Below are 11665 nucleotides of genomic sequence, written 5' to 3'. Positions count from 1 at the left end.
AGTTGTGATTATTAACTATGTGAGTGATGTAATAACGGTAATGGATATTCTATCTACTAATCAATTAAATAAAAAAGAGAAAAATAGAGTTCTAATAAATATAACGCGTAGAGTGTTCTATAGTTCGTAAGATATTTAAAATATACCTTTTTTGATTTTCCTTTTTCTTTTACTTATTCGTAAACCAGTTATTATTTTAACAGAGTTTAGGGGGAGTTTATTATTGTTATTCATTCTTTTTGCTGGATATACAGCAGGGGCAGATCCTTATGAACATCAAACAGCAATGGCTATTGGTTATATCGTCGTTATGTTTCTAAGTGCAGCTGCCAATTGGGGATATGATGCGCTCCTATTACGTTTAGCTCCTCCTAATTATGAACTTATACTTTTCTAATAATGAGTAGAATAATTAGAAAGAGATGAGAATGAGCAATTTTTTCACGACAGTTCTAATGTTTATAAAGTAAAAAAAGCCCTGTGGTATAAAAATTATGAACGTTTTTTGTATCTTGTAGTGTTACACGCTATATTAATTTATGATCTTAGGATTTAAACATAAAAGAATTGAAGCTTTTTGTAATACTGGTACGACTAAAGGGGTTAGAACCGCCCATGCTCAAAAATTAAAGCGTATTCTAGGTGCTCTTGAAGTAGATGTATCGCCAAAAGATTTGAGTTATCCGTCTTTTTGATTACATCTGCTAAAAGGCGATTTCAAGGATTATTGGTCAATTACTGTAAATGGAAATTGTCGTGTAATATTTCGCTTTGATAGCATAGATGTCGAAATGGTTGATTATCTAAATTATCATCAAAAAGGAGATCTAAATAATGATGAAGAATCCTTCACATCCTGGTGAGTTATTGCGTGAAGATGTGATCAAAGAGCTTGGTTTATCCGTTAATGAAGCAGCAGAGTGGCTTGGTATATCTCGTGGAGCACTTTCTAGAGTTTTAAATGGAAAAGCCGCTATGAGTGCTAATCTTGCTATTAGGCTTGAAATGTCTGGTGTAAGCACAGCACGTGCTTGGCTTGCTATGCAAACAAACTATGATTTATCAAAAGCAATTTTTTAACAACAGTCTCATGATAAAGAACGCATAAAAGAGCTTCAAATGGTTGTTAAATTTTTGCAACAAAGACATGTGGAAGAGCAAAATAATGCGATAGCGCGGATAAAGGCAAAAGATGTGACACGGTAAGATAAGGCAATAAAATCTTGTTTCTATAGTCTGCTTGGCTATAATAAATATAAGCAAAGGAAGGTTTTATATGTTGAGTGAAGAGGAAATTAAGCTGCGTCGCTTTGCTGCTAAAAATGCATTGGCAAGCCAACGTTTAGAGGGATTAGAGCCAGATCCAAAAGTCGTTGAGCAAATGGAACGTGTTATTATTGGAGAGCTTGAAATAAGTGATATCATCAAAGATTATATGGAGCGGGTAAAACGTGGGGAAGTATAAGGGGAGCGGTGATCCTTATACTGATCATGAAACTGGTGTGATGTATAATCGGCTTGGTATTAAAGACAAAGCCACACTGCAGCGTGTAGAATCTACGATTTCTTATGTAAAATCTTTCGAATTTGTACATACTCCTATTGGTGGTAAGTTTGATCTGAATTACATGAAAGAGATTCATAGAAGACTGTTTGGTGACATATATGAATGGCGCGGGACAAGTTCGTTTAGTGGATATTGCCAAAGGCAATAGTATGTTTGCTAGTTATAATCAGATTGAAAGTTATGCACCGAAGATTACACAAAAGCTTGCAAAAGAACAGTATCTGCGTGGTCTTGGCGCTTATGACTTTAGCCAAAGGGCTGGGTATTACATGGGCGAGTTGAATGCGTTGCATCCGTTTCGAGAGGGGAATGGGCGCACTCAGCGCGAATTTATGGTGCAACTTGCTTGTGAAGCTGGTTATCGTATCAACTGGAAGGGTATTGAGCGACAAGAAATGACACGTGCGTCAATTGAAGCACATTTTGGTAATTCAGAATATCTGTCTGCACTCATCTATAAGAACCTTACCAAGTTTACAGAAAATAAAAGGGATGATGTTTCTCAAGGTATTGGCAAAAATATTGCTTTTTGCATTGATCTTAATAAAGAGTGCTTGGAACAACAAAAAGAGAAGATTGAAACCCTTTGGGATAGAGAAAAGACAGCTTTTAGCAGACTTCAAAAAGAAGAACTTGAAGTTGAGCAATCGCAAAGGGATGTTAATGCTACGTTAAAAGCAACAGAAAAAGCTCCATACCTTGCTGCTTATACGGATAACTCTAATCTAGAACAGAAGGTGCTCAGCGCTCTTAGGAATGAAAAATCTTATGTTAATATGTTTAAGGAGTTAAACAGTCGTTTAGCATTTATTTATAGAGATCCACAAGAGGCTGCGCTTAGGATTGAGCAAACGATTTTAGCAGGTAAAGGCGATAAATTATCTGATATTTTGGAAAGGGAACCTGATAGAGCAGGAGAACTGCGTGGATCAGATCGTTTTATCGATAAATTGAAGGCTACAGGAAAAGAACGAAAAGAAGCGCTTTACAATGTTCCTCTTGCTGTCTCTACTATGAGAGCGCTTCAATCCTTTTATAAGAATTCTTATGAGAGACATATGGATAGTTTTACGCGGGAGCGTGAGCGATTGAAAGTTGAAGTCCCCTCGCTTTCACAAGAAGCAGTGACTTTTATGAAAAATGTTGAAGCTGGTCGTGATAGTTATTCAAAGATACCAGAGCAGATCAATCAAGAGTTTTTAAAGCTACAAAGTGCTTTAGATAAACGTTTTGGACATGATGCCATTCATAAATATGGTTTTGATTTATCAAAAGTGGTCCCCAAAGAACAGTCTCATGATAAAGATTGCATAAAAGAGTTTCAAATGGCGGTTAAATTTTTGCAACAGAGACAACAGGAGAAAATCAACGCAATAGCGCGTGCAAGATCAATAGATATGATACGGTGAGGGCAAGGATAAAGCCTTATGCTGTATAAGCCCTATTAAGCGATATGACAAAAGAGAGGTACTCAAAAGGTGTTTAATATAGGTGTGACAAAAGATGTTGTATGTGCCTGCGTAGATAGGGCGTTAAAAAAATCCGGTGAAATATTAGCAAATTTAGGACTTACGGTGTCTGATTTCATCCGTATTGCTTTGACAAAAGTTGTTTATGAAAAGGGATTGCCATTTGATATGTATATTCCTAATGTGGAAACGCTTAAAACTTTTGAGAAAAGTGACAAGGGTTAAGAGATATGTATTGCTAAAGATAGGTAAGATTTGTTTCATCATTTGGATATTTGATATTTCTGATCATTCACTTCAAATTAGCTTTTCATTTACATCATTATCGTTATGGGTGTTTTCCGTATATTGAATGATGTATGCAAACCGTGATTGAAACGGCAGCTTATTGAATTTCTGCAAAAGAAGAAGGCATATCGCTTGAAGAATTATTTGATATTGTTTCTTTTATTGCTACTCATCCAGATGCTGGTGATTTTATGGAAGGTACGGGAGGGGAAGCCAAGGAAAGTTAGGTTTTAAAGCATAAGGGGTAAAAGTGGGAGATATAGGGTTATACCCTTTTTTGGTGGTCAAAATATTTCGGTGTTGATCGAAGATGTGTACAGTCAATTATCTTGAGGCAATTTGATAAAATCAGAGAGGAATGCGTGGAAGAAAAATTTAACTGCGCTTCTCGATGAATATCGAAAAGAATAATAATGGATAAGGCAAATAAAGCAGGACCTCTTATATTAAAAGGTGTTTGTGAAGCTTTTGTCTGAAGCTAAAGGTGAAGTGGATACGAAATTTGGTATCTATATTCCTGCAAATGTTGATGTCAAAAAAATCAGAAAAAATATTGGGTTATAGATATCATTTTCGGCACGTTGTGGTTTTTTTGTGGGGCGCATGCGTGATTGGGAATGGGGATGATATTTTTACTTCTTTTTGTTTTTTGCTTTCAATTCATTGAAAATGAACTTGAAGCTATGGTGGTAATTTAGCACGCGATGATATCCGCGGCTTATAATCGTGTTTTTAAGAAAGCTCTATTGGTATAAAAGGGGTGTGAGGGTCGCGTTTTTTTAGAAAGCATCACGGCGTTTGAAGGGGTCGTAATAGATTTCTGTTACACGAAATTTTCCTTCGAGGCGTTTGCATTGGATGATGACATCAATCATCGAGATTAATAAGCCGCGGATATCATCGCGTGCTAAATTACCACCACCGTCACTTTCTTTGACAAGAAGGGTCATTTGTTCGAAGGCTGCAAGTGCTGTTGAGGCGTGGACGGTTGTAATGGAGCCTGGGTGACCAGAGTTGACATTACGGATATAGTAAAAGGCTGTACCATCACGCAGCTCTTGTAGAAGGATTCTGTCGGGGCGCATGCGTAAGCCTGATTCAAGCAGTTCTTTTGCGCCTGCTTTTGCTAAGCCTTGGTTATCTTTTGAATAAAAAAGTTGGACTTTGTTGGCGTGCGGAACGACAAGTTCTGGCGTGTCTTCAATGGTGAGAATTCGTTCATAGTCAGGGATTTTTGCAATTAAAGCTTTGGAGAGGGTTGTTTTACCAGAACCGGTTTTGCCCGATATTAAGATATTTTGTTGTGTAATAACGGCGCGTTCTAAAAAGGTGCAAAAATCTTTAGCGATAAAGAGATCTGTTAGCTCTTTGTCTGTATCAGAGAGTTCGGATAACCGTTCTGTCATTTGTTGTGTGGGTGTGAAACTGGTGTTTTGGGCAACAGAAAACAGATTGTTTTCATGTAAACTTTCAAGAGAAAAAGTGCGTGATGAAGGTTTACGAATGGTCATGCTAATGGTATTGGCAGCAACTGCTGGAGGCATAACAATTTGTATGCGTTCGTTGTTTGGCAGTGTTGCGGAGAGAACGGGGTTTTCTACACTGATTTTTTGTGTTGTGTAGGCAGCAACAACTTTTGCAATCCCTTCTAGTTCGCTGTAGGTTAGTTCTTTTACGATGTGGGTTTGCCAACCATTGGGACCCTCAACGATTACTTCGCCGGGGCGATTGATGACAATTTCAAATAAATTTTCATCATTAAGGAAGTCATCTAAGATCTTTAATTTTGTTAAAACGATAGAGGCGCGTTCTGCATTTTTTGCTGAGGGCATAATGTGACTTTATTGGCTTAATGAAAAAAGGAATAGCTGGTAGTAGAGCGGTTTCTTTTGCTCTTTACGACTAGTTTATAGACAGATGAAAAATCGAGATCTCTTGCTACAAAGATGTTGACGAGTTCGCCTTGAAATTTTTCTAGGGTAGGGGGGATGTTGATTTGATTTTCAAGGGCAATATTGGCGGCTTCTTTTCCAGTGTTGTTTGCGCCTTCAAAACCACCGCCTCCAGCATTGTTGGCACCTGCGTTGGAATTGTTTTTTGTTTTATTTGTTAGGGCGGTTGTGGCACCATCAATAACGGTGAGTAAAAGGGAAGAGCCAAAGCGTTCCCACCAATGGGTGTTGATGTTGCCATCAAAACCGGCTCTGCCTAAACTGTCGGTTGCTGGAGAGGCAAGGGGAATGATAACACCGGTTGGGGTTTTTGCTCTTGTCCAGAGCACAAAGAGGCGAGATTGACCTTGTTTTATTCCACCGCGGTATTCTCCAACGACTTGGGTTCCTTTATCAAGCAAAACGACGCGCCCATTGTCAGAGAGGATATCACGGTTGATGATGCAGCTTGCAAAGCCTGGTTGGTCGCTGTTTAATGCCGTTTCTAAGATACAGGGGATAGAGGTTCCCATGGCAATGATAAAGTTTCTATTGCCGATGAGTTTTGCTTTTGTTTCTTCTGTTGTGGTGGGTTTTAAAAGGGTTGCAAAATTTTGTGTGTTTTGAAGGGCAGGAGAATTTTGCGCATTCGCGAGATTTTCAAGGGCATGGAATTTTTCAAGGGGGTTGAGAGTGGTGTTGACGATGTCTTTTAATTGCGATTTAGAGCCTTTGGCAAAAGCGAGAACAGGGGCGCGTCTTGCGGCATCAAGTAGTGGGTCATCTTTTTTGGGTTCTTGTGCGAGTGGTTGTGGGGGTGGTAAGGTTATTGGCGCTATGTTGGCGCGCGGGTCAGAGGGGACGAGCTCTAAAGGGGCGAGGGAATTGTGAAAGTTTTGTGCTTGTTTTTTATGAGCTTTTGCGGTGTCTTTTTGTTCTGTGGGGGTGGATAAGATGTTCCAGAGCACATAGCCGCAGATTCCTATACAGGCGATTGCGACAACTATTTTTTTGCCGGCGGTTTTGGCACTATTGTTTTTGCCATCCCCAATAGATCCGCGATCTTCGATGATTGGTTTATCACTCATGTGTTGTCCCCTTCAATTCCCGCTTATTTAAAGATCTGATGCAACTTTACGTTCAACAGATGGTGAGGTTGTTCCGGTATTTGGATTTGTGCCTTTTGGTTGATAGGCTTCGTTAAAGACGCATAGGACGTTTTTTCCCTGTCTTAGGGTGAAGCGTGCGCTAATGGCATGGACAATAACCATGTTGCCTCTTGTGGTTTTGGGAACCAGCGATTCTGTACCGTCATTGCTGACAATGTAAATGGCAGGGATTTCTTGGTTGTCTGGGAATGTAAATGTTGTGGTTTTGCCATTGTCATAAACGGAGGAGGGTTCGAGCACGCTCGATCCTTGAGCGGTGTAAGCCCAATTGCGTGGTCCGTAGGTTTCAGAAGCGTTGAAGACATTATCGATACGCTGGGCTTGTTGTTTTTCTTGTCGCATAAGGGCTGCGAGTCTTCTTTGTTCTGCTTCTTCTTGTGGGTAGCGAAATTTCACAAGGAAATATGTTTCTTGTCCAGATGAAATTTCTCCATCTTTGACCATCAGTTCAAATTGATAGGAGCGCTTTGAGCCATCAAGCTTTGTGGTGACGACTTGGAGATTGGTAATGGGTTGGACTTCCCGCGCTTTGAGGAAAAGAATATTGCCAGCGGGGGCGACTTCCCATGCAACGCTGTTGCCAATTGCCACATGGGCAATTTCTTCATTGGGAGAAAATTCTATTTGTACCGATGAGCGTATGGAGCCAATAATTTTTGTGACATTATAGGCATCATAGTTGATAAAGCGAATGCGGCTATCGCTTGGCGCACGGGTGGGAAAAATACTGGCATGGCTTATCGGTATAGGAGAAAGGGTAATAGCGATGTTAAGAATGAGAAAAAGAATTTTTTTTGTCATGATCAGTTGACCACTTCCGGATCGGTTCTATATTCATTAACAATAAACCCTAGAGGATTTATCAAACGGTTTTGGACAGAGATAGGGGCATTGATGTATTCAAAGGTAAGTGTTGCAACCCAGTGGGTGATGAATTCTTTGTTGTTGTCTTTGTCGTGAATGGTTTTGTAGTAACGCACTTGGGCGACATCGTCATTGATAAAGGAGATTGATTTTATTGTTATTGTAACGGCGGCGTGTTTATAGAGAATTTGAGGACTTTGGGGATTTCTTGCTCCATACCAGCTGGCAAATCTTTCCTGTTCTTCAGAAGAAGAGAGGAGAGAGACGGTTTGGAAATTGTGTTGTGTTTCTTCTGTGGTGAAGCCTTCACGGGAGCGGACATATTTTGCAGCAAAGTAGCGTGTGATTGCTTCGTCGACATTGGTGGGACCTTCTTTTAAGGCTTCCACAACTTCAACAATGCCGGTTGAGTTGTCCACACGGATGACAAAAGGTTCCACGGTTTTAAGGGGTGTGAGGGTGATGACCGCGAGAGAAGACATTATTGCAACAGCAACCGCGATGCCGGCAATGGCAAGCGAGGCGCGCGTGGTGCGGCGTGAGGCGAGCATGCGATCTTGATCGAACGAGCGCGCTTCAGCGATGTATTGTTCTATGTCTTTTTCTTTCATGCTTTTTGCCCGCAATTTTTGTAAGATTTGATTTCTCCATCCGTTAATTTTTGTGCCAGAAGCATTTCCAGCTTGCCTTCTTTTAGGGGTGAAGGGGTGTTGTTACTGATGATAATGGGTGTGGGCGTGGGTTTTTTCCCTTCCCAATTCCACATTGATCTGTTGAGTGGACGTTTAGAATATCCATCACACTTTGGGAGTGACTTCAGTGTGTTTGGTGAAGACACACAGCCACTGAGAAAGAGAAATGGTAAGATAATCCCAATTTTTTTAAATTCCCGCATTTGAACTTAGACCTTTGCTAATAGTGATGCTAGTTTTTTATTTTAATAGTGATGCTAATTTTTTAATGCCCTTTGCTATCGTGTTGGCTGTTGCTTTAGCAGCTTTACCTGTTAGTTGAGCCGTTGCTTTAGCAACTGGTCCTGATCCTGTAAGGGAGGCTCCCCCAGAGGCTAAAGCTGATGCGATATCAGGGAGTCTGAGGAAAAGGTGAATACCACCAATACCAACAACCAAGAACTGAATTAAAGTAGTGAAGATATTTTTAATATCTCCTGAAAAAACGTTCATTGAAATGTTAACATATAAACCACCAAGCAGCACGACTAACACATATAAAATGATGAAGTTTGCAACTTGCCCTAACCATGCTTCTGTGAATTTTCTGGTTGAGGAAAATATATAGAGGCTTATGAAGAGTGGTCCTATTGATAGGACAAGAAACAAACCCAATTTAGCAAATAATGAAACAACAAAACCGACTAGACAAAATAAGATAGCAGCAACTAGGCAGATAAAACCAGCAATCCATGTCGCAATAAACATCCCCATTTGAGTCAGACCTGTGTACTGGTTTGCTGCGTCCAAAACCTGTGCTCCAGCTTTGTTTATCATATTGTCCCATACATTTCGATCCACATGTGCTCCTTGTGTGACATTTGAAATGGCATTTGGCAGATCATGGAAAAATATCCCACTGACCCACTCATTATAAAGAGCAGCGTTTGTGGCAAGTGAAACAATGATGCCGAGTTTGAAAGTTGTCACTATAAATTCCCATAAGGGCATGGAAGAGCGCCCATAGATGATATTGTAGCCCATAAATATAATGTAAATTGTACAAGACAGCTTAAGCGGAGCACCTAAGCTTGATGAAAGATGCTTAATGGCGTTATCCATTGTCTTTGTAAGTGGCTCCATTAACATATTGTCTATTTCAGTAAATATGCCGTTGCTTTCTACTGCCATTTAGATGCTCCACTGTTCATTGTGTATTTTTATAATTTAATCATTATTTTGTTGTTGTTCAGCGCGCTCTTTTGCTTTTTGTTCTTCTTCAGCTTGCCTTTTTTGATATTCAGCTTCTCTTTTTTCAAGATCGGACATTATTTTAGCTCTAGCTTTTTTAAATGCTTCATGAAGGTTCTCTTCCGCTTGACGCTCTCTTTCTGCTGCTTTTGCTTCATACTCTTTCTGAAGTTCTAAAAATGCTAACCGCATGTTTTCACAATTTTTTGAAGTTCCTGCAAATCCACATTTCGCATCCCACTCTAGGCGTAATTTTTCATCTTTTTTAAATTCAGCGACGCTGTAAGTTTTTTCACAGCCAGCTGTGATAATTCCAGTGCCAAGTAGCAATGTTGTTATGAGAACTTTATTCATAGATATTCCCCTTCTTTCTTTCAGTTTTTGAGGTTTGAGCACAATCTTTAAATTCTGCTTGTGTTATCGGTTTTTTATAACCAGTGATGATAAATCTAGGGCAGAGACATAATGTTGCCATAAATCTATTATAAAGTGCACAAAGCTTTTTAAGTTGAGCAGCTAAAGCGCAATAGCGATGTGTAATGGTGCTATCCATTGTCTTTGTAAGGGAATGCATTACAGTATTATCTATCCAAGTAAATACACCTTTGGTTACTATTGCCATTGAGATGCTCCGCTCTTCATTATGTCTTAATGGTTATTTTGTTGTTGTTTTGCCGCGCGCTCTTTTGCTCTTCGTTCTTCTTCAGCGCGTGTTTCCGCTCTTTGTTTTTCGAGTATTTTTTGAGTATTAGCTCTCATTTTTTCAATCCAAGCTTTTTGTTCAGCTTGAAACTTTTCATCTATTTTGCGATTTTCTTCTTCAATTTTACGGCTTCTTTCTGCTGCTTTTGCTTCATATTCTTTCTGAAGTTCTAAAAATGCTAACCGCATGTTTTCACAATTTTTTGAAGTTCCTGCAAATCCACATTTCGCATCCCACTCTAGGCGTAATTTTTCATCTTTTTTAAATTCTGCGACGCTATAGGTTTTTTCACAGCCAGCGGTGATGAGCCCTGTGCAAAGTAGCAATGTTGTTATGAGAACTTTATTCATAGATATTTCCCCTTTTTCCTTTCAGTTTTACAAGTTTTGAGCACAATCTTTAAATTCTGCTTGTGTTATCGGTTTTTATAACCAGTGATGATAAATCTAGAGCACAGACATAATGTTGCCATAAATATATTATAGAATGCACAAAACTCTTTAAGTTGAGCAGCTAAAGCGCAATAGCGATGTGTAATGGTGCTATCCATTGTCTTTGTAAGGGGATCCATCAACATATTGTCTATCTTAGTGAATATGCCTTTGCTTTCTACTGCCATTGAGATGCTCCGCTCTTCATTATGTCTTAATGGTTATTTTGTTGTTCTTCTGCCGCGCGCTCTTTTGCTCTTCGTTCTTCTTCAGCGCGTTCTTTTGCTTCTTGTTCAGCTCGGAATTTTTTATTCTCTGCTCTCATTTTTTCAATCCTGGCGTCTTGTTCAGCTTTAGCTTTTTCCATTGCTTTACGATAACGTTCGTCATCTTCACGCTCTCTTTCTTCAGCTTTTGCTTCATATTCTTTCTGAAGTTCTAAAAATGCTAACCGCATGTTTTCACAATTTTTTGAAGTTCCTGCAAATCCACATTTCGCATCCCACTCTAGGCGTAATTTTTCATCTTTTTTAAATTCAGCGACGCTATAGGTTTTTTCACATCCAGCAGCGATAATTCCAGTGCCAAGTAGCAATGTTGTTATGAGAACTTTATTCATAGATATTTCCCCTTCTTTCTTTCAGTTTTACAAGTTTTGAGCACAATCTTTAAATTCTGCTTGTGTTATCGGTTTTTTATAACCAGTGATGATAAATCTAGAGCAGCGACATAATCTTGCCATAAATCTATTGTATAGTCTGTAAGGTTCTTTAAGTTGAGCAGCTAAAGCGCAATAGCGATGTGTAATGGTGCTATCCATTATTTTTGTAATGGGATTCATCAACATATTATCTATATCAGTAAAGATGCCTTTGCTTTCTACTGCCATTGAGATGCTCCGCTCTTCATTATGTCTTAATGGTTATTTTGTTGTTCTTCTGCCGCCCGCTCTTTTGCTTCTTGTTCTTCCTCAGCACGTCGTTTTGCTCTTTGTTCTTCTAATTTTTTTTTAGTATGAGCCTCCATTTTTTGAAGTCTGGCTCTCATTTCGGCTTCGGAATCTCTAATCATTTTTTGAAACTTTTCATCATCTTCACGGGCTCTTTCTGCTGCTTTTGCTTCATATTCTTTCTGAAGTTCTAAAAATGCTAACCGCATGTTTTCACAATTCTTTGAAGTTCCTGCGAATCCACATTTCGCATCCCACTCTAGGCGTAATTTTTCATCTTTTTTAAATTCTGCGACGCTATAGGTTTTTTCACAGCCAGCAGCGATAATTCCAGTGCCAAGTAGCAATGTTGTTATGAGAACTTTATTCATG

The 11665-nt window shown here is 39.3% G+C and carries 21 protein-coding genes; 8 read left to right on the top strand and 13 right to left on the bottom strand.

Features of this window, described 5'->3' with window-relative positions; translation table 11 throughout:
- Window positions 1-223 precede the first annotated feature (223 nt).
- From ACFIJK_RS03460 to ACFIJK_RS03425, 8 genes are all read left to right on the top strand, one after another.
- A complete protein-coding gene (locus tag ACFIJK_RS03460; protein WP_375626533.1) occupies window positions 224-397 on the top strand; it encodes a hypothetical protein in 174 nt (57 codons plus the stop codon).
- A 142-nt stretch (window positions 398-539) separates the two neighbouring features.
- The gene (locus ACFIJK_RS03455; protein ID WP_375626531.1) at window positions 540-695 is read left to right on the top strand and encodes a hypothetical protein; all 156 of its coding nucleotides are present in this window, start codon (window positions 540-542) and stop codon (window positions 693-695) included.
- A 6-nt stretch (window positions 696-701) separates the two neighbouring features.
- Entirely contained in the window at window positions 702-863 is a 162-nt protein-coding gene (locus tag ACFIJK_RS03450) for a type II toxin-antitoxin system RelE/ParE family toxin (protein ID WP_375626656.1), read from the top strand.
- Window positions 835-1080: a HigA family addiction module antitoxin gene (locus ACFIJK_RS03445; protein WP_375625273.1), complete on the top strand. Its 246-nt coding sequence runs from the start codon at window positions 835-837 to the stop codon at window positions 1078-1080. Before ACFIJK_RS03450 ends, ACFIJK_RS03445 begins: the two co-directional genes overlap by 29 nt.
- Window positions 1081-1276: 196 nt before the next feature.
- On the top strand, window positions 1277-1465 hold the full coding sequence (locus ACFIJK_RS03440) for an antitoxin VbhA family protein (protein WP_375626529.1): 189 nt from the start codon (window positions 1277-1279) through the stop codon (window positions 1463-1465).
- Window positions 1452-1715 carry a hypothetical protein gene (locus ACFIJK_RS03435; protein ID WP_375625275.1) on the top strand — a complete coding sequence of 88 codons (264 nt, stop codon included), beginning with the start codon at window positions 1452-1454 and terminating at the stop codon, window positions 1713-1715. Before ACFIJK_RS03440 ends, ACFIJK_RS03435 begins: the two co-directional genes overlap by 14 nt.
- Entirely contained in the window at window positions 1666-2976 is a 1311-nt protein-coding gene (locus tag ACFIJK_RS03430; protein ID WP_375626527.1) for a Fic/DOC family protein, read from the top strand. The genes ACFIJK_RS03435 and ACFIJK_RS03430 overlap by 50 nt, the downstream gene beginning before the upstream one ends.
- Window positions 2977-3060: 84 nt before the next feature.
- Complete coding sequence (locus ACFIJK_RS03425) at window positions 3061-3261, top strand: type II toxin-antitoxin system RelB/DinJ family antitoxin (protein WP_375626525.1); 201 nt, start codon at window positions 3061-3063, stop codon at window positions 3259-3261.
- 842 nt (window positions 3262-4103) lie between these two features.
- Here ACFIJK_RS03425 and virB11 read toward each other — a convergent pair.
- The 13 genes from virB11 to ACFIJK_RS03360 form a co-directional block, all read right to left on the bottom strand.
- Window positions 4104-5156 (bottom strand): P-type DNA transfer ATPase VirB11, encoded by a 1053-nt coding sequence (gene virB11, locus ACFIJK_RS03420; RefSeq protein ID WP_375625278.1) that lies wholly within the window; start codon window positions 5154-5156, stop codon window positions 4104-4106.
- A gap of 17 nt (window positions 5157-5173) precedes the next feature.
- The gene (gene virB10 / locus ACFIJK_RS03415) at window positions 5174-6343 is read right to left on the bottom strand and encodes a type IV secretion system protein VirB10 (RefSeq protein ID WP_375626522.1); all 1170 of its coding nucleotides are present in this window, start codon (window positions 6341-6343) and stop codon (window positions 5174-5176) included.
- A 27-nt stretch (window positions 6344-6370) separates the two neighbouring features.
- Entirely contained in the window at window positions 6371-7225 is an 855-nt protein-coding gene (virB9, locus tag ACFIJK_RS03410) for a P-type conjugative transfer protein VirB9 (RefSeq protein WP_375625280.1), read from the bottom strand.
- Between the two features lie 2 nt (window positions 7226-7227).
- Window positions 7228-7899: a virB8 family protein gene (locus ACFIJK_RS03405; RefSeq protein WP_375626519.1), complete on the bottom strand. Its 672-nt coding sequence runs from the start codon at window positions 7897-7899 to the stop codon at window positions 7228-7230.
- On the bottom strand, window positions 7896-8183 hold the full coding sequence (locus ACFIJK_RS03400; protein ID WP_375626517.1) for a type IV secretion protein VblB7: 288 nt from the start codon (window positions 8181-8183) through the stop codon (window positions 7896-7898). Before ACFIJK_RS03400 ends, ACFIJK_RS03405 begins: the two co-directional genes overlap by 4 nt.
- 37 nt (window positions 8184-8220) lie before the next feature.
- Window positions 8221-9150, bottom strand: a complete 930-nt coding sequence (locus ACFIJK_RS03395; protein ID WP_375626515.1) for a type IV secretion system protein — start codon at window positions 9148-9150, stop codon at window positions 8221-8223.
- Between the two features lie 36 nt (window positions 9151-9186).
- The gene (locus ACFIJK_RS03390; protein ID WP_375626513.1) at window positions 9187-9564 is read right to left on the bottom strand and encodes an EexN family lipoprotein; all 378 of its coding nucleotides are present in this window, start codon (window positions 9562-9564) and stop codon (window positions 9187-9189) included.
- A complete protein-coding gene (locus tag ACFIJK_RS03385) occupies window positions 9557-9832 on the bottom strand; it encodes a hypothetical protein (RefSeq protein ID WP_375626511.1) in 276 nt (91 codons plus the stop codon). The genes ACFIJK_RS03390 and ACFIJK_RS03385 overlap by 8 nt, the downstream gene beginning before the upstream one ends.
- Before the next feature lie 26 nt (window positions 9833-9858).
- Window positions 9859-10263: an EexN family lipoprotein gene (locus ACFIJK_RS03380; protein WP_375626509.1), complete on the bottom strand. Its 405-nt coding sequence runs from the start codon at window positions 10261-10263 to the stop codon at window positions 9859-9861.
- A gap of 65 nt (window positions 10264-10328) precedes the next feature.
- The gene (locus ACFIJK_RS03375) at window positions 10329-10532 is read right to left on the bottom strand and encodes a hypothetical protein (protein ID WP_375626508.1); all 204 of its coding nucleotides are present in this window, start codon (window positions 10530-10532) and stop codon (window positions 10329-10331) included.
- 26 nt (window positions 10533-10558) lie between these two features.
- Window positions 10559-10963 (bottom strand): EexN family lipoprotein, encoded by a 405-nt coding sequence (locus ACFIJK_RS03370; RefSeq protein WP_375626506.1) that lies wholly within the window; start codon window positions 10961-10963, stop codon window positions 10559-10561.
- A gap of 27 nt (window positions 10964-10990) precedes the next feature.
- Window positions 10991-11233, bottom strand: coding sequence for a hypothetical protein (locus ACFIJK_RS03365; RefSeq protein ID WP_375626504.1), 243 nt, complete (start codon window positions 11231-11233; stop codon window positions 10991-10993).
- Between the two features lie 26 nt (window positions 11234-11259).
- Window positions 11260-11664 carry an EexN family lipoprotein gene (locus tag ACFIJK_RS03360; RefSeq protein ID WP_375626502.1) on the bottom strand — a complete coding sequence of 135 codons (405 nt, stop codon included), beginning with the start codon at window positions 11662-11664 and terminating at the stop codon, window positions 11260-11262.
- Window position 11665 lies beyond the last annotated feature (1 nt).

Source organism: Bartonella sp. PS17NMGDW (assembly GCF_042193555.1).
GTDB classification, from domain to species: Bacteria; Pseudomonadota; Alphaproteobacteria; order Rhizobiales; family Rhizobiaceae; genus Bartonella; species Bartonella grahamii.
This window is presented reverse-complemented; position numbering and strand designations above follow the sequence as displayed.